This is a genomic window from Arthrobacter sp. Helios, assembly GCF_023167125.1.
GTDB lineage: Bacteria > Actinomycetota > Actinomycetes > Actinomycetales > Micrococcaceae > Arthrobacter_B > Arthrobacter_B luteolus.
In genome coordinates this window covers 685,676-701,622 of the sequence record NZ_CP095402.1, presented here as the reverse complement: position 1 = coordinate 701,622, position 15,947 = coordinate 685,676, and the positions used below count along the sequence as shown (strand labels likewise).

At 68.8% G+C, this 15,947-nt stretch carries 14 protein-coding genes; 6 read left to right on the top strand and 8 right to left on the bottom strand.

Annotated elements, in window-relative coordinates:
* Positions 1 to 42 precede the first annotated feature (42 nt).
* From ArtHe_RS03010 to ArtHe_RS03000, 3 genes are read right to left on the bottom strand one after another with little or no spacing between them, the layout of a single operon-like run.
* Positions 43 to 426: a DUF6507 family protein gene (locus ArtHe_RS03010; RefSeq protein WP_066299303.1), complete on the bottom strand. Its 384-nt coding sequence runs from the start codon at positions 424 to 426 to the stop codon at positions 43 to 45.
* Positions 427 to 429: 3 nt separating this feature from the next.
* Complete coding sequence (locus ArtHe_RS03005; RefSeq protein ID WP_066299300.1) at positions 430 to 735, bottom strand: pore-forming ESAT-6 family protein; 306 nt, start codon at positions 733 to 735, stop codon at positions 430 to 432.
* A gap of 32 nt (positions 736 to 767) precedes the next feature.
* Positions 768 to 1,103: a hypothetical protein gene (locus tag ArtHe_RS03000; RefSeq protein WP_066299298.1), complete on the bottom strand. Its 336-nt coding sequence runs from the start codon at positions 1,101 to 1,103 to the stop codon at positions 768 to 770.
* Positions 1,104 to 1,357: 254 nt separating this feature from the next.
* On the opposite strand from ArtHe_RS03000, the gene ArtHe_RS02995 reads away from it, so the two are divergent.
* The 6 genes from ArtHe_RS02995 to ArtHe_RS02970 are packed head-to-tail and all read left to right on the top strand — an operon-like array spanning position 1,358 to position 9,573.
* Positions 1,358 to 1,720 (top strand): hypothetical protein, encoded by a 363-nt coding sequence (locus ArtHe_RS02995; RefSeq protein WP_248318696.1) that lies wholly within the window; start codon positions 1,358 to 1,360, stop codon positions 1,718 to 1,720.
* Positions 1,696 to 3,060, top strand: a complete 1,365-nt coding sequence (gene eccD, locus ArtHe_RS02990; protein ID WP_248318694.1) for a type VII secretion integral membrane protein EccD — start codon at positions 1,696 to 1,698, stop codon at positions 3,058 to 3,060. The genes ArtHe_RS02995 and eccD overlap by 25 nt, the downstream gene beginning before the upstream one ends.
* A complete protein-coding gene (locus ArtHe_RS02985) occupies positions 3,061 to 4,113 on the top strand; it encodes a hypothetical protein (protein WP_066299286.1) in 1,053 nt (350 codons plus the stop codon). It begins immediately after the preceding gene.
* The gene (gene eccCa / locus ArtHe_RS02980) at positions 4,110 to 8,144 is read left to right on the top strand and encodes a type VII secretion protein EccCa (protein WP_248318693.1); all 4,035 of its coding nucleotides are present in this window, start codon (positions 4,110 to 4,112) and stop codon (positions 8,142 to 8,144) included. The genes ArtHe_RS02985 and eccCa overlap by 4 nt, the downstream gene beginning before the upstream one ends.
* Positions 8,141 to 8,554, top strand: coding sequence for a hypothetical protein (locus tag ArtHe_RS02975; RefSeq protein WP_066299278.1), 414 nt, complete (start codon positions 8,141 to 8,143; stop codon positions 8,552 to 8,554). Before eccCa ends, ArtHe_RS02975 begins: the two co-directional genes overlap by 4 nt.
* Positions 8,554 to 9,573, top strand: a complete 1,020-nt coding sequence (locus tag ArtHe_RS02970; RefSeq protein WP_066299276.1) for a DUF6177 family protein — start codon at positions 8,554 to 8,556, stop codon at positions 9,571 to 9,573. The genes ArtHe_RS02975 and ArtHe_RS02970 overlap by 1 nt, the downstream gene beginning before the upstream one ends.
* Before the next feature lie 67 nt (positions 9,574 to 9,640).
* On the opposite strand, the gene ArtHe_RS02965 is transcribed toward ArtHe_RS02970, so the two are convergent.
* The 5 genes from ArtHe_RS02965 to ArtHe_RS02945 all read right to left on the bottom strand — a co-directional run bounded on the left by ArtHe_RS02965 (position 9,641) and on the right by ArtHe_RS02945 (position 15,919).
* Positions 9,641 to 10,870: an RDD family protein gene (locus ArtHe_RS02965; RefSeq protein WP_248318692.1), complete on the bottom strand. Its 1,230-nt coding sequence runs from the start codon at positions 10,868 to 10,870 to the stop codon at positions 9,641 to 9,643.
* Positions 10,871 to 10,935: 65 nt separating this feature from the next.
* Complete coding sequence (locus tag ArtHe_RS02960; RefSeq protein ID WP_248318690.1) at positions 10,936 to 11,640, bottom strand: hypothetical protein; 705 nt, start codon at positions 11,638 to 11,640, stop codon at positions 10,936 to 10,938.
* A 141-nt stretch (positions 11,641 to 11,781) separates the two neighbouring features.
* The gene (locus ArtHe_RS02955) at positions 11,782 to 13,458 is read right to left on the bottom strand and encodes a serine/threonine-protein kinase (RefSeq protein ID WP_248318688.1); all 1,677 of its coding nucleotides are present in this window, start codon (positions 13,456 to 13,458) and stop codon (positions 11,782 to 11,784) included.
* Complete coding sequence (locus ArtHe_RS02950) at positions 13,455 to 15,035, bottom strand: FHA domain-containing protein (RefSeq protein ID WP_248319652.1); 1,581 nt, start codon at positions 15,033 to 15,035, stop codon at positions 13,455 to 13,457. Before ArtHe_RS02950 ends, ArtHe_RS02955 begins: the two co-directional genes overlap by 4 nt.
* Positions 15,035 to 15,919, bottom strand: coding sequence for a PP2C family serine/threonine-protein phosphatase (locus ArtHe_RS02945; RefSeq protein ID WP_248318686.1), 885 nt, complete (start codon positions 15,917 to 15,919; stop codon positions 15,035 to 15,037). The genes ArtHe_RS02950 and ArtHe_RS02945 overlap by 1 nt, the downstream gene beginning before the upstream one ends.
* Positions 15,920 to 15,947 lie beyond the last annotated feature (28 nt).

Here is a 15,947-nt window from a genome sequence, read left to right as displayed (position 1 = left end):
AGACAGGAACGAGATAGGACGGTACGGACGACGGCGGCCGGCTTAGACGGGTTGCGGGCCCGGGCCGTAGTGGGCTGCCGGCTCGGCGGGCGGCGGCGGATCATCGGCCGCTGCCTGCGCGGCCTGCATTGAAGCCTCGCGGGCGTCGGCGTCCATCTGCGCATCCGCTGCGGTAAGGATGCCCAGGACGGTGTTCACTGCATTCACGGCGTTTGACGAGCGTCCCGCAATGTTGGTGAAGGCCGGATTAATGGTCTTTTCCGTCAAGGCACCCAACTCGGCACCCACCGGTTCGGCCATGCAGGCCGCCGACAACTCGGAAAGCCGCTCACCAACAGCTGTGAACTGGGTGCCGTAGCCCTCAAGCAGGGGTGCCACTTCCTGCAGCACCCCCGAGACAGCCTCCGGGCTGACGTTGTAACTCATCCGCTAGCCAATGTTCGCCACGGCGCTCTTGGCGCGGGACCCGGCGCTGGAGGCGGTCTGGTCATTAAGGTTCAGCGTCTGCTTAACCAGGGCAATGATGCTGCGGGTCTCATTGGCGGCATTCCGGAAACGGTTTTCCACGGCCTGGTACTCCTCGGAGACGCCGTCGGCCTGGAAGTCGGACATGGCCGCGTTGACGGCCTTTTCACGTTCGCCGATCAGCGACTCAAGCCGGGCGACAATGCTCTGGATGTCACCCTGCACGGCGGCAGAGGTATCGGTGTCATAGCTCAAACGATCCTGGGACATGGCAGTTCCTTTCGAAAACGGTTGGAAGGGGCTTAGCGCGAAGAACCGAAGCGGGCGGCGTCAAAGCTGGCCGCGCCCTGCTGCTGCGCTGCGTTGTCCGCGGACTCCTGGTCACCCATCTGGAACGAACGGTCCATCTCGGACTGGCCCATGAGGATCGCAGCGAGCGAACCGTTGAGCTCACTCGCGATTTCGTCCGTGCGGGCCTTGAATTCGTCGAAGCGCACCCGGCCCTGGCCGTTGAACTTGCCCTGCAGCGGTGTGACGGCGTCCATCAGGTTCCGGACCAGCTGGCCCAGATCTTCGTTGGAGTGTCCGGTCTGCTGCGTCAGCGTTCCAAGGGTCGAGGACCCCATATCGAATTTCATGTCAAACCACCTTCGGCACCTGCGTGCCCTCGTCCGGTCATTCCCCCCGCTGCCGGCCGGTCCCGTAGTTGCCAGGCCGTTTCCGCTGAGCGGTACCCCATCATCCAATCGGGCCGCCTGTCCGCGGTCAAGCGGCTGGCATGGGCAGAACTACCCATGTCAGGAGCCACTGCCTTAACTGCGCCTGCCCGGGATTGTCCCGGGGCCATGTAAGGATATGTAGCGTACTTGTTATCAGGGGGAAGGGGGACACTGTGGCGAGCGACTACGACAATCAGCTCATCGAGTCCGTCGCGGTGCGCCGGAACCGGCTGTTAACCGCCCTGCTCTACGGATCGAATCCCAACGAGCGGCGCTGGGCGGATACCGTCAAGCTCTTCCTCTTCAGCATCGCCCTTGCCGCTCTCATAGCTGCCGTGTGCGTTGGGTATTCGTTTGTCACCAATCTGCTGGAACAGAACCGGGCCAAGCAGGCTGAACAACAGCAGGGCAGCGCAGCAATTTCCAACGGTATTTATGACGGTATTTACGACGGCGGCGCGGCGCTTGAGCCCGCAACCCGCCTCAGCACCGAGACAGGAGCCTGGCCGCCATGGCGCATGCCTATACACGGGTGACACTTGTTGGCCAGCAGCGGCATCTCGATCTGCTGCTGCCCTCCGACCAGCCGGTGGCAGGACTGATGCCGCAGGTTCTTGACCTGCTGGAAGATGTTCCGCAGGCAGAAGTGGCGGCGAAGGTCCTGGTCGCTGCCGATGGCAGGGAACTGGCCCCCGAGCTCACCCTCGACGAAGCGGACATCCTGGACGGCTCCTCCCTTCAGCTGTGCAGCGCGTCCTCCGCTCCCCCGGCTCCGATCGTCTACGACGTCACCGATCTGGTGGTCTCGGAGACGGAAGACGTCCCCGGCCGCTGGAACCGGCGGTGGAAGGACACCACCGGTTCGGTGTTCGCTGCCTTTGGCCTCTGGGCCGGCGCGGAGCTGCTCACCAATGCAATGGCACCGCAATCGGCGTGGTGGCTCCTGGCCGCCCTCTCGGTGCTGGCCGCTGGGGCCGGGATCCTCCTGGGGCGGCGGGCTCCGGCCTCTGCCCTGGGCCCCGCGGTCCTTGGTGCGGGCTGGCTGGCGGGTACCGGTGCTGCCCTGCACGTCGCCGGCGTTATCGGCGCCGACGGGCAGGGCCCCGGCGGCCAGCACGGCTACGGGTACGCCGGCCTCCTGTTCGCTGCGGTTTCCATCCTCGCCCTCCTTGCCCTGGCCGCCGCGAACCGGCGGTCCAAGGCCATGTACACCGGGGCACTGATCCTGGGACTGGCCACCGCCGGGTGGGTGGGCGCCGTGGCCGTGACACCCTCCCCGGTCCACGCAGCCGCCCTCGCTTCGATCGCCGGTGTGCTGCTGCTGGGACTGCTGCCGGGACTGGCGCTGTCCGCCTCCGGACTGGCGGCGCTGGATGACTCGCGGGCCAAGGGCGGGCAGGTCACCCGCGTGGACGCACTGTCCGCGGTTGCCGCCGCCCATGGCGGACTGGTCGCCGGCACCGCTGCCGCCGCGGCGTCGGTGGCCGTTGGCCTGTGGATCCTGGGGACCGACACGGCCTTCCAGATCTGGTCGCTTCCGCTCATGGCGGTGCTGACCCTGGCCGTTTTCCTGCGGGCCCGGTCCTTCCCGTTGGCACCGGAGCGGCTGGCGCTGTACGCAACCACCGCCGTCGGCCTGGCCGCTTTGGTCATCGGCGCCAGCCGGTATTTCGCAGCCACCCCCTGGGTTCCGGGAGCGGGTGTGCTGCTTCTGGCGGCCGCCGTCTGGCTGGCATTGGCCCTGGAGGTTCCGGATCACACCCAGGCGCGGTTCAGGCTGGCGGCGAAGCGGCTGGAAACCCTGGCGATCCTCGCCTCGGTACCACTGGCCGCGGGTATGTTCGGGATTTTCGCGCAACTGCTGGAGAGCTTCTAGATGACTTCCACCGATCCCGCCGGCGGCTTCGGCGCCCCGGCCCCCGTCTCGCCGGATGGTTTTGAGTCCACCCCGCAGCGGCTGCGGCGCACACTGCGGACCCGCCCCGCGGAAGGACCGGGACGCCGGGTCTTCCAGCAGGCGGCGGACATGTTCCGCGGCGACGACTATCCACAGTCCCTCGCCGAAGCCGCGGCCGGGGTGCAGCAGCCGGTCACCACCGGCCGCCGGATCGCGGTCATCGGTACCCGCGGCGGCGCCGGGCGCTCCACGGCAGTGGCCCTGCTGGCCCGCACCTATGCGTCGCTGCGGGCTGACGCCGCGGCAGCCGTCGACCTGGCCGACGCCGGGACATTGGCCCTGCGGCTTAACGCGCCGGACGCCCCGCCGCTGGACGCCATCGCGGCCCGGCTGGGGCGCACCATCCCTGGATCCCTCGCGGAGCTGCGCGGCTTCGTTACCTCGCCGGGACCGGAAAACCTGCTGGTCACCGGACGCCGCGGCGTCCCCGGTGCTCAAACCGCAACGGACGACGACGCCCTGCACCTCTCGCGGGTTCTCTCCCGCTACTGCCCGGTTACCCTGTTCGACTGCCCTCCGGGGTTGGGCGGCGTGAATGGGCAGCGGGACCAGGTCCGGTGGGCACTCCAGGAGGCGCATCTGGCGCTGTACGTTACCCCGGCCAGCGTGGCAGGGCTGGATGATGCCGCGGAGGCGGCGCAGCTGTGGCACCAGGATCCGGCGCGGGCCGGAGTCCCCCTCCTGGTGGTGCTCACCCGCACCTCGCCCCGCAGCCCGTTCAACCCCGCCGCCGAGGCCCGGCGGCTGCGCCGCAGCGGCGTGGATACCGCCGTCCTGGACTATGACGCCCACCTGGCTGCCGGCGTCGAAATCCAGCCGCGGCTGCTTTCACGATCGGTCCGGCTGCAGGGTACCCAGCTTGCCGCCCGTGTTCTCGCCGCCGCTTCCACCGCCCCGGGGATGCCGGCCCGGCCCGCAGCGGCCCGCCAGGCCGATACCGGATCCCGCTCCGGCCGCAGGGCACGCACATGAGCGTCAAACTGCTGCACCGGCCCGCCCGCACCACCCCTCCAGCCCGCAGCATGGAGGCGTTCACCCTGGACGCGCCGCCGCAGATCGAAGGCGGCAAGGGCGGGATGAACATGATGTCCCTGGTCCCGCTGCTCGGGGCCGGCGTCTCCATGACCGTGATGATGCTCTTCCGCGGCTCCCCGCTGGCAGCCGTCGGGGCGCTGATGATGATCGTGACGATCCTCGCCTCGATCGTGATGATGGTCAGCCAGCGCGGCAAGCAGGGACGGGCCCGGCGCGAACAGCGGGAGAACTACCTCGAATACCTGGAACGCTCCCGCCGGACGCTGCGGCTGCAGGAGCAGGAAGCCGCAACAGTGGCCCGCGGCGCCAATCCGCCGCCGGACGCCCTGTTCGACATCATCCGCAACCCCCACCGCATCTGGGAACGCCGCCGGCACAATGAGGACTTCCTGCACACCCGCCTGGGCTCCGGCACCCGCCGGCACCGGGAAATCACCGTCCTCGATTCCGGGTCCGCGCTGGCCCGGGATGACACCTTTATGGCCACCGAACTCGAGATCCTCAAGCGCCGCTACGAAGCCAGCCCGGACCTGCCCCTCACGGTTCCGCTCGACGGCGCCGGGAACGTCAGCGTGGTGGGCTCCCGTCCCTTCGTGCTCCAGGTCGCCCGGCTGCTGCTGCTCCAGAGCAGTGCTTTCCATTCCCCGGAGGACCTGCATCTGGCCCTCGCTGCCGGCGGCGAGGCACGCGCCGACTGGGAGTGGGCCACCTGGCTGCCGCACCTGGCCGACCAGGGATCCACGCACCGCACCGGGCCGCTGCGCCGGCTGGCACCGGACATGGATACCCTGGCCGACCTGCTGCAGCAGGACCTGACCAACCGTTCCAGCCTGGCCGCGGAATCCCGCAAGAACTTCCTGCGCGGCGGCATCGGCACCGCACTGCCGCGGCTGCTGGTCGTCTCGGACAAGTACGGTCAGCTGCCCGCCGAGCTGCCCCTCCCGGACCGGCAGTCCTCCTCCGGCCAGCTCGGCATCACCACGCTGCACCTCGCCGCCGAACGCGGCCAGGAACCCGGCGAGGTGGCGGTCCGGATCTCCGAAACGCCCACCGGTTTCCGGCTGGAAAACTACCGGGTGGACCCGGTGGAGCCGCGGGTGGAAGAAGGCACCCTGGATCCGCTGCCGCCCGCGCTGGCCGAGGCGCTGGCGAGGTCCCTGGCACCCCTGCGCCTCTCCCCCGATTCCCTGGAACACGACACCGCCGGCAGCTCCGAAGGCTTCCTCGAGATGCTCGGGCTCTCGCCCGCGCTGGACGAGGCGGATATCCGCCGGCTCTGGCAGCCGCGCAGCGAAGTGGACTTCCTCCGGGTTCCGCTCGGCGCCGACGACCGCGGCCGGCCGGCGCTCCTGGACCTGAAGGAATCCGCGCAGTTCGGCCACGGACCGCACGGCCTCTGCGTGGGTGCCACGGGTTCGGGCAAGTCCGAGATGCTGCGTTCCCTGGTGGTTGGCCTGCTGGCCACCCATCCGCCGGAGCTGCTGGCCATGGTGCTGGTGGACTACAAGGGCGGCGCCACCTTCGCACCGTTCGCTGACGCACCGCAGGTCACCGGGGTAATCACCAACCTCTCCGACGATGTCAGCCTGATTGAGCGCGTCTACGCCAGCCTGTCCGGCGAAATCCAGCGCCGGCAGGAAGTCCTGAAGGACGCCGGCAACCTGGCCAACATCACCGATTACCAGCTGCACCGGCAGCACCGCATGGTCCAGGGCGAGGACGTTGCCCCGCTGCCGCACCTGGTGGTGATCATTGACGAGTTCGGTGAGCTGCTCACGGCCCGGCCGGACTTTATCGAGCTCTTCCTCTCCATCGGCCGGATCGGGCGCTCCATCGGCGTGCACCTGCTCCTCTCCAGCCAGCGCATCGAAGGCGGCAAGCTCCGCGGCCTGGACACGTACCTGTCCTACCGGATCGGCCTGCGCACCCTCTCCGAGTCCGAGTCCCGCACCGTGCTGGACACCCCGGATGCCTTCCACCTGCCCCCGGTTCCCGGCTTCGGGTACCTCAAGGTGGACACCACCACCTACACCCGGTTCAAGGCCGGCTACGTGTCCGGTCCGCTGGAGGACGCCGCCCCGCCCGCTCCGGAGGACCACGACGACGACGCGGCACCGGTGCTGCCCGTGCCCCGCTACGCGGCGTCTCTGGAAACCAGGAGCCAGGCCGAGGGTGCGGCACCCGGCGCAGCCTCGACGTCGTCCTCCAAACGGACCACCGGTCCCACCGTCCTCTCCACGCTGATGCAGACCCTCTCCCGCTTCCCGCGCGCCGTGGACCCGATCTGGCTGCCGCCGCTGCCCCGCGGCCTGGCGCTGGACACTGCCGCCGGCGGAGTGCTGACCACCAGCCAGGGCCTGCGGCTGAACTCCGGCGGCAACCTTTCCATCCCGATTGGCCTGCTCGATGACCCGGCCAAGCAGTGGCAGGGCATCTGGAACCTGGACCTGGCTGCGAACGGCGGCAACGCCGCGATCGTCGGCGGCCCGTCCACGGGCAAAAGCACCGCCCTGCGGACCATCGTCGCTTCGCTGGCCCTGACGCATTCGCCGTCCGAAGTCGGCATTTACGCCGTTGACCTGCTGGGCAGCTCCCTCCTCCCGTTGGAAGGCCTGCCGCACGTCGGTGGGGTGGCAGTGCGCACCAACCGGGAAGTTATCCGCCGGACCGTCGATGAAATCCTGGGGATGCTTACCCACCGGGAACGGATCTTCGAGAAGTACCAGATCGATTCCCTCGCCACGCTCCGCAGCCTCTGCGCGCAGGGACGCATTCCTGAACTGCCCAGTGCCGACATTGTCCTGGTGATGGATGGCTACGGACAGCTGTCGGATGAGTTCGAGGACATCGAAAAGTCCGTTCACGCCCTGATCAGCCGCGGCGGCGGGTACGGCATCCATGTGGTGGTCACCTGCTCCCGTATGAACGAAATCCGGATTGCGCAGCAGAGTTTCTTCGGGAACCGCATCGAGCTGCGGCTGGCCGATCCCGGCGAATCCGCGCATGGACGCAAGCTGGCCGAGGCACTGAGTCCCGGTACGCCCGGACGGGCCCTGACCGACCGGAAGCTGCAGGGACACCTGGCCCTCCCCCGGATCGATGGCAGCCCCGACGACGGTTCCGCGGTCCAGGGCACCCGCGACCTGGTGACCGCCGTCGCCGCGTCCACCGACGGGCGGGCCATGGCCGTGCGGGTGCTGCCTGCCATTGCCCCCGCCGATCCCGGCGCCGTGCCCTCCTTCCCTGGCTTGGTGCCGCTTGGCCTGCGGGAAACGGACCTTGGCACCGAGAACCTGGACCTGCAGGGCCGCGAAAACCACCTGGTGGTGATGGGCGATGACAGTTCCGGCAAGTCCAACGTCCTCAAGACCCTGATACGGACGCTGGCATCCCAGCACAGCGCCGAGGGAATTGTGTTCGCGGTCTTTGACCCGAGGCGCTCGCTCACCGGCGAAGTGGCCGACGATTATCTGGGCGGCTACGCCACCAGCGCCGCGCTGGCTGAGAAACTGGCCGGCGCCGTCGCCGCCGAACTGGAAAAGCGCGTGGCCGCGACGCCGGAGGAAGTGGCCGCCGCCCCGCGCGTGGTGCTCATCATTGACGACTACGATGTCCTGACCGCCGGCGGTTCCTCGCCGCTGTCCCGGCTGACTCCGTACCTGCCGCTGGCACCGGAAATCGGGCTCCATACCATCCTGACCCGGCGCGTGCGCGGAGCCAGCCGCGGCATGTACGAATCCTTCTTCACCGCTCTGCGCGACTCCGGCAGCGCTACCCTGATCCTCTCCGGGGACCGCACCGAAGGCGCACTGATCAACGGGGTCCGGGCCCGCACCCTGCCGCCGGGCCGCGCCCAGCTCATCCAGCCCGGCCGCCCGGTGCAGATGCTGCAGCTGTTCCTCAACGATCCGGCGGACACGGCAGCCGCAGTTGGAACGGCTGGATCAATAGCAGGGAGCGGACATTGAGTACACGTTGGACAGTCCTCAGCGTTCAGGAGCCGCAGCAGAAGCTGCTGGTTGAAGCCCTGCTGGAAACGATGCCGGAAAAGAGCATGCGGGAAGCCGCAGACGGCCAGGTCATCGAGATCGTCGACGGCGAACGGGTTCCCCTGGTGCTCGAACTTCCCCGGCGGATCCAGGTGCCCGGCGAGATCCTGCGCCTGTGCCGCGGAGCCGAGGTCAGCGCCCCCGCCGGAACCGGCATCCCGGCGTTCTTCACGGCCGAAGGAACCGGGTCCACTGAGCCACTGTGGTGGCTGGACGTGTACGCCGTAGGTGGGGCACCCGACGGCGGCACGCTGGCTGATGCGCTCACCCACGCCATCGCCCGCCGCACCAGCGGCGTGGTGCTCCTTCCGGACGGAGTACGTTCCTAATGCACGATTCCGCCTACGACTTCCTGACCCCCTCAACCGCCATGGTCTTCTGCGACCAGCCGGTGGTGGGGCTGAGCCCGTGGCTCACCCGGGCCTGCGCCGGCGCGGTGGAAGCCAGCCGGCGCTTCGTGGTGCTGACCCCGTCCACGTCTTCGATCACCCTGCCGTTGTCCGCCCTGCTCGATGGTCAGTCTGCGGCTTGGATGGCGACGGGCGCTGACGGCGGCTTCTTTGATGCGGCGACAGGCCGGGTGCAGTCGTGGGACGGCGATGGTCTACGTCCCGGCGGCGCCGTGGCCGATGACTTCCTCTCCGCGGAACGCCTCCAGAGCGCGTACCTGCATGTCCGGGCCAGTGTGTTCCATCCGGCTTCCCACTCCACCCGCGCCGGTTCCTTCACCGCGCGGGTCTTCGAAGCGGTCACGGGATCGGCGCCCGTCGGCTGGGGACTGTACGAGCCGGTCAGCGAACCCTGGGACGAAGCAGCCTTCTCCGATTTCTGCCACCGCCGGTCCCCGCGCAGCACGCAGCTGGTGGTGCTGGGCGCTTCTCCTGGGGCTCCAGGCAGTCCGGGGCAGGCGGCCGGGAGCGTCGCCGTCGTCACCGTGGAGCGCACCCGGTCCGGCGTGCTGGAAAGCCTGGAACTCCTGGCTGAGGCTGCCGCTCCGCTGGACGACGCCGGTCTCGATGCCTTCCTGGCAGCCATGCACGCGGCCCGGGCGCGCAGTGCGGTGCTGGCCTACGGTCTGGGCTACACCTCGCTGGCCCGCCCGGCCCGGTTCACCGGCACTGCTGTCCCCGGCTGTGCACTGTTTGGTCCCGAGGCGCTTGCGGGCACGCCGGCGCAAGCCGCACTGACGCTGGCTGGTCCGCGCGCCGGGCTGCTCGGCACCGCGCCGGCGCAGTCCCTGGGTGTGCGGTATGCGCCGGAGCCCGTTGCGGGAGAAGCACATCCGCTGGAGGCCTACGCCCGGCTGGCGCTGGAGCTCGGTGGAACTTCTGAGGGCACGCCGGCCTGATTCGGAAACCCGCGCCGGCGGGGGTGCCACGGCGCCGCAGACCCCGCCGACTATCTGTGCGCAGCGGTCAGGCGACGGTGAAGTGCCGATCCCCGAAATAAACAGTGCTGCCGGTGGGAGCGAGGATCGGACTGTGGGCTTCCAAAGCGACGTGGCGGCCGTCCGGAGCCACGATCGAACTGCCGTTGGTCGAATTCCGGTCGGTGACCCAGAGTCCCGAAGCACCGTCCGCCTGCAGATGCAGATGGGTTTTGGACACCGACCGGCCCATGTCCGCGAAGTCGATCAGCTGGTCGGTGCTCTCCCCGATCCCCGCCGCCGGGTTGCGTCCCAGCAAGGCGGTTCCCGCGACCCGGACGGTCGCACCGTCATCGAACGTCAACAGGCGGCCCGCGCCCCGCGGGCGAGAGACGACCCGGGTCATTTCGACGTCGTCCTCATCGTCGCTTCGGTCCGCAGCAGGGGCCGGCATCGGGAAAGCGGCCAACGCCGAAGCCTGAGCAGACGGCGAAACCTGAGCGGAGGCTTGAGCTTGAGCGGGTGCTGCAGCCGGGCGGGCTACTCCCGGGACACTGCTGATCGGCCCGGATCCGGTTGATTCTTCGGCTGCAGGCGCCTGCCCTGGGTTCCCGGGCGCCGGAAAGCCTGCACCGATGCGCCCAGCAGGATCCCCCGCCGGTGTTGTGGGAGAACCCGCCCGAGCCGCGGCGGATGAGGAAGCCGATGCGAACGCAGCCGGTGCAGCTGGCCCGGCTGCGCGCACGCCTGCTGCTACTGCCACGGGCCCGGCTCCACCCGACGCCGCCGCTCCCGATTCCGCCGCCAGTTCCGGCCCCGGTGCGCCTTGGATCCAGCGCCCGCCGGTCAGCAGCGGATTCCGGCCCGCGCGGATATCCACCATCAGGGTCCGGGCAGCCTTGTCGTGCCAGCCCTGCCTGCGGTGAGGGTAGTCCCAGAGGTTGGAAACCGTCAGGATCCAGGGGCCCACCACCGTTACGGCGGAAGCGAGCAGCAGCAGGTTACGCACCAGGGCGGCGGGAAAACCGGGTGGGTTGCCGTCCACCGCTACTGTCCGGAGGCCCAGCAGCCGGTTGCCCGGGGTCTGGCCGCTGCCGGCCTCCCAAAGCCAAAGCCACAGGAGATATGCGGCTGCGCCCACCGCACAAAGGATCAGGGCCAGCCGGCCCGGGATGCTCAGGACGACCAAGGCCAGGACCAGAAGGGGAACGCTGTCCACCGCCCGGGCAGCCAGCCGCTGCCCGGCGGTGGCGTTCACAAGATTCGGGTTTGTTGCCATGACCTTCTTCGTTCCTAGCTGTTTCAATTCCCGCCCATCATCGGTGCACCGGAGCTCCCAGAGCCTTAGCTGTCTGGGGCGCTGCTCATCTGGTCCAGGAGTTCAAGGTCTGCCGCCGTCACCAGCTGGGACGTCACCGCGTGCTCCACCAGACGGGCCCGGCGGTTCACGGCCAGCTTCCCGGGTCCGCCCCGCAGTCCGGCCACGCCTACCCGGTCCAGCTTCTCGCAGACGTTGTCCAGTTTCCGGTTGAAGCGGGTCTGGGACCAGCCCAGCCGGGCGGCGGCGTCGGCCGATGTTGGCAGCGCACTGTAGCCCGTGCCGTCACGGCGCAGCAGCGGTTCGGCCAGCGCCACGATCACTGCCCGCTGTGACTCGGTGAAGACTACCGGGCCGATGGTCGTTTCACCGGATCCGGACCCGTCCAGCGGATCCTGGCGGAAGGCGGGGGTCTTGAGGTGGACGTCGAATTCATACGTTGTGGGGCCGGCCGTGAAGATGACCCTGGTCTGCTCAAAAACCAGCGGAATCCTGGCGCCGGGAGCCACCCAGGCCTGCATTCCCCCGGTGGAATCGGAAATGGTTGCGGAGATCCGGCTGCCGATGTTGGTCAGCCACCACATGGAATGCTCCTGCGAGACTGTCAGGAACTGCCGGTGCAGGTAGGGGTTGTCATCGATCGCCAGATCCCCCTCGCGCCCGATCCGGAACACCGTTCCGTCATCGGGTTCGTGCCACTCCCCGCTAAAGTCGATCGCAAGATCCCCCAAGATCCTTCTCCTCATGTGTTATGCCCTGCAGCAGACCGGTCCGGCACCCGCTGCGGCCGGGTCCCGGGTCAAGAGCACAGCTGCTCATCAGGCTTATTATGTCCCATCCCGGGCGCAGCCCGCGGCCGGGAGGGGGATCGCTTAGCCGGAGCAGGCTGCGACCGGTTCAGAGGCACGTCCGTTGGAGCGGGCAACCTGGACCTCAATACAGGTCTCATTTCCGGTTGCCGGAAGGACGGCCTGCGGTTCGGCGGTCCGGACCAGCTCCCCCTGGCTGGTGGCCGTAACGCTGCGCCACAGGTAGATGTCGCCTTCCTGCGGCTCCGGGTTGGTCCAGGTGAATACGGCTTCGCCGGCTTCCTGGGTTCCGTTGAGACCGGCGGGAGGCGCCACGGCTCCGTCGAGTCCGCCCAGGGCGTTCGACGGCGGTTGGGTGGGCGCCGGTGCGGCCTGCCTCGGTGCGTCTCCGCGCGGAAGGAAGATTGCCAGCAGCACTATCGCCAGGATCACGACGGCGGCGGCACCGGCCAGCGTGCGGCTGCGGCGGCGGCGTGCCGTTGACCCAGGTATGGAAGAGTCTGGAATCGAAGACTCCCGGGCAGGCGACGGGTCCTGCTCCGGTGAAACACCCTGTTCCGGGCGGCCGTTTGGACCCGACGGCGCCCGCACCAGCCCGCTGCCCGCCGGCCCGGGGGGTGCTGACAGGCCGGCGTTCGAGGCCGCCGGCCGAAGCACTGTGCCCTGGGGCCATTCCTCCGGCAGGGGTTCGGCTTCGGACCCGCTTCCGGATCCGGCTGTATCCGCCCAGGCTCCGGGCCCGGCGAGCAAATGCTGGGCGCCCCTGAGAGTGGGCGGGAACGTTGTAGCGGATGGATCAATCGACACGACGCGGCGCACCCGGGTCTTTTCCTCGTCCTCATCCTCCGCCTCAGGGGTTTGCCGGCCGGATTCCTCCAGGACGGCGAACTCCGTGACAGCGAGGTTCAGCTCGGTCTGGGTGCGCTGCAGCGCCAGGGCGAAGGCGTAGGCGGAGGAGTACCGGGAATCCGCAGACTTGGCCATGGCCGTGGCAAGCGCGAGTTCCAGCGATTCTGGGACATCACTGCGCCCGGTTGGCCGAAGCGGCTCGGAAATGATCCGGTCCATCAGATCGCGCTGCGTGTTGCCCCGGCCCGGCCGCATAAACGGTGAACGTCCGGCAAGCAGGGTGTAGAGCGTGGCGCCAAGGGCATAGATATCCGCCCGGATCCCGTCGACGCGGGCACCGGAGAGCGCCTCCGGCGGGGACCAGGGAATGGACATCCCCAGATGCTCATCGTCCTCGGTGTCCATGGTGCCGGAAATACCGAAGTCGGTCAGGGCCGGCCGGTTGTAGTCGGTGGTCAGGATATTGGCGGGTTTGATGTCGCGGTGTGCAATCCCGGCCCGGTGCGCGGTTTCGACGGCGGAAGCCACCTGGATTCCCACGGCCAGTACCTCGGACAGTGGCAGCCCTCCCTGCCGGTAGCGGGCATCCAGGCTGGGCCGGGAGCAGTACTCCATGGCCAGGTAGGAGCGCCCCTCCGCCGTGATGTCCGCCTCGTAGATGGTGACGATGTAGGGGTGGCTGGACAGCTGTGCCATCAGGTTGGCTTCGGCTTCGAAGCTGGCCCGGGACGCTTCGGTGCGCAGGCCCGACAGCAGGACTTTGACCGCTACCCGCCGGCGGGGCCGGTCCTGTTCGTAGAGGTAGACGTCGGCAAAACCGCCCGATCCCAGGTGCTCCAGGAAACGGAACCCGGGAATCCGGGGCGGCGGCGCGGGTGGCCGTTTCGTCATGCCAGTCCCTCAAACCGGATCGAAACGTTGTCCCCCAGCTCAGCGATGTCCCCGTCCAGCAGGATGGCTGCTTCGCCCTGCGCAAGACGGCGGGGCAGCTGCCCCTCCCGGATCAACACCGTGCCGTTGGTCGAGAACAGATCCCGCAGCATAACGTGCCAGCCCTCAAGCCGGATTTCGGCGTGTGACCGGGAGATATCGCCGCTTTCGCTCGGCACCTGGACCATCCGTGGGAGCGCCGCACCCTGGACCCGCGCTGCGGAGGGCTGCCTGCCGATGATGGCGTTACGGTCAAGTTCATAGACCGGACCGGTGGAGAGCCGCATGGTGCCCAGGCTCGGCCGCGGGACCGGCCGCGGTTCACCGGACAGCTCAGCACCGCAGGTCCGGCAGCTTCCGGCGGTCGGCGGACTAACATGCCCGTGCGGGCATTCCCGGGCCAGGACAGTTGGCCCGGTTCCGGCCGGGGCGGCGCCGGGATCCGCGGCGCCGGGGGCTCCCGTGCCGGGGGCTCCCGCGCCGGGGCCGGGTGAGCCGGCGCGGTCAGAGCGGATCGTGGATGTGTCTTCCCCGCCGTTGGCTTCAGCATCTCGCTGGCCTTGGGTTCCTTCCACCGGAGCGCCTGGCTGCGGGGTGCCGGGCAGCGGGGTTCCGGGCTGGGGGTTGAAGCCCATGATGGTGTCTCCGTCATGGTCCTCGGTGACCGGCGGCAGGGTTTCCGTCGGCTCCCCTTCGTCGGCAGCTGCCTCGGAGACCGGGCGCGGCACGTCCGCCGAGGACACCGGCGGCGGGGTGAGTTTCAGCCACGGCACGGCGTCGCTCAGGTCAGGGGTGACGGACTCGGCTCCGGACTGATCCGGTTGCCGGGTCCGTACCGGGACTTCAGCAACGCGTGGAGCGGCGGCGGCCGCAGCCGGCACAGCTGGTGGCACCGGCGGTACAGCGGTTGCCGGTGCCGCCGGAGGCAGCGGTGGAACCGATGACGTGGCAGGGGACGGCACGGGCGGGACATCGGCGGTGGGAGCGGCGGCGGCGCTTGGCGGGACGGTAGTCGGCGGGACGGTGGTCCGTGAAGCGCCGGGCGTTGACGCGGGAACAGCTGCGGAAGCCGACGGCCGGGAACTGCGGGCGGCACCAAGGTCGAGCTCAAGCTGCGACACGGTGGCCATCCCCTCACAAAGAGTCAGGAGGAGCGGGGATTCAACGGCGTCGTCCCGGGCATCGGTGACCGTCAGCACGGCGTGCCCGTCAGCGGGCAGCACCTGCTCACTCCAGGTACGCAGGTGCGCACCGGAGATGGAGGAGTTGTCTTCGCTGATAGCCAGTTCCAGCGGTCCGCGCAGCAGCACGTGCATCCGGTCATCCACGGACACCAAACCAAAGGGCGGCAGGTGGCTCAGCGAACCTGCCAGTCCCCCGGTGATGGCTTCAAAAACGGCATCCAGTGACGCATCGCCGGAGAGGACATCCCAGACTTCATTTACCCGGGCCTGACCGCTGCCCGGAGGCAGCAGGACAAGCCGGGAATTCCGGGCCAGGGCGATCCAGGCCCCCGGGCGGTACCGCAGGCCTTCCATCACTGGCCGTTTTCAGCCGTTTCCGGGGCCGGGTCAGCCCTGGGCGTCCCGGGACCGGAGGCATCGGGCTGCTCTGGTTCCCGTACTGCGGGTCCGGGCAGCGTGATCGCTCCGGAGTCCGGGTTGCCGGCGCCCGATTCGGCGTCAATCACCAGGACGGTCACGTTGTCCCGTCCGCCGGCGCGCAGTGCGGCCTGGACCAGCGCCGAGCAGGCGTCCTGCGGGTTGGCTACGGCGGAGAGGATCTGGAAGATATGCCCGTCGCTGACCTCTCCGGTCAGGCCGTCGGAGCAGACCAGCAGTCTGTTGCCCGGCTCCACCGGGATCAGCCAGAAATCCGCATTGGTGTCGTTGCCGGTGCCAAGGGCGCGGGTCACCACATGGCGGCGTGGATGGACCAGTGCCTCATCCGGGGTGATTTGGCCAAGGTCCACGAGTTCCTGGACCTCGCTGTGGTCCACGGTGATCTGCTCCAGCACGCCGCGGGAGAGCCGGTAGGTTCGGGAGTCTCCAACGTTGAATACCAGCCAGTACGGCTGGGACTCCTCCTGGACCAGCACCGCTCCGGTGAGTGTGGTGCCGGCGCGGCCTCCGGTGGCCTCCCGGATCTGCCGGTCGGCTTTGGCCAGCAGTTCCTCCACCTCGGCTGCCGGTACCTCAGGCAGGTGCTCCCCGACAATCCGGGAATCGCCCAGGGTGCGCACGCAGATGCTGCTGGCGACCTCACCGGCTTCGTGTCCGCCCATACCGTCTGCGACGGCAAAGATGGGATCAGCGGCGATCAGTGAGTCCTCGTTCAGTTCCCGTCTCAGGCCGCGGTCTGAGGCATAGCCGAAGACTGCTTGGAGTTCCAACGCCTCAGATGTCGTTTCGTCGGAGTTCATTCACGCCCTATCCGGAAGCTGCACTGTG

Excerpts from the sequence above, each read along its gene's own strand:
- ArtHe_RS03010 (WP_066299303.1), bottom strand. The coding sequence starts at position 426 with ATGAGTTACAACGTCAGCCCGGAGGCTGTCTCGGGGGTGCTGCAGGAA.
- ArtHe_RS03005 (WP_066299300.1), bottom strand. The coding sequence starts at position 735 with ATGTCCCAGGATCGTTTGAGCTATGACACCGATACCTCTGCCGCCGTG.
- ArtHe_RS03000 (WP_066299298.1), bottom strand. The coding sequence starts at position 1,103 with ATGAAATTCGATATGGGGTCCTCGACCCTTGGAACGCTGACGCAGCAG.
- eccD (WP_248318694.1), top strand. The coding sequence starts at position 1,696 with ATGGCGCATGCCTATACACGGGTGACACTTGTTGGCCAGCAGCGGCAT.
- ArtHe_RS02985 (WP_066299286.1), top strand. The coding sequence starts at position 3,061 with ATGACTTCCACCGATCCCGCCGGCGGCTTCGGCGCCCCGGCCCCCGTC.
- eccCa (WP_248318693.1), top strand. The coding sequence starts at position 4,110 with ATGAGCGTCAAACTGCTGCACCGGCCCGCCCGCACCACCCCTCCAGCC.
- ArtHe_RS02970 (WP_066299276.1), top strand. The coding sequence starts at position 8,554 with ATGCACGATTCCGCCTACGACTTCCTGACCCCCTCAACCGCCATGGTC.
- ArtHe_RS02965 (WP_248318692.1), bottom strand. The coding sequence starts at position 10,870 with ATGGCAACAAACCCGAATCTTGTGAACGCCACCGCCGGGCAGCGGCTG.
- ArtHe_RS02955 (WP_248318688.1), bottom strand. The coding sequence starts at position 13,458 with ATGACGAAACGGCCACCCGCGCCGCCGCCCCGGATTCCCGGGTTCCGT.
- ArtHe_RS02950 (WP_248319652.1), bottom strand. The coding sequence starts at position 15,035 with ATGGAAGGCCTGCGGTACCGCCCGGGGGCCTGGATCGCCCTGGCCCGG.
- ArtHe_RS02945 (WP_248318686.1), bottom strand. The coding sequence starts at position 15,919 with ATGAACTCCGACGAAACGACATCTGAGGCGTTGGAACTCCAAGCAGTC.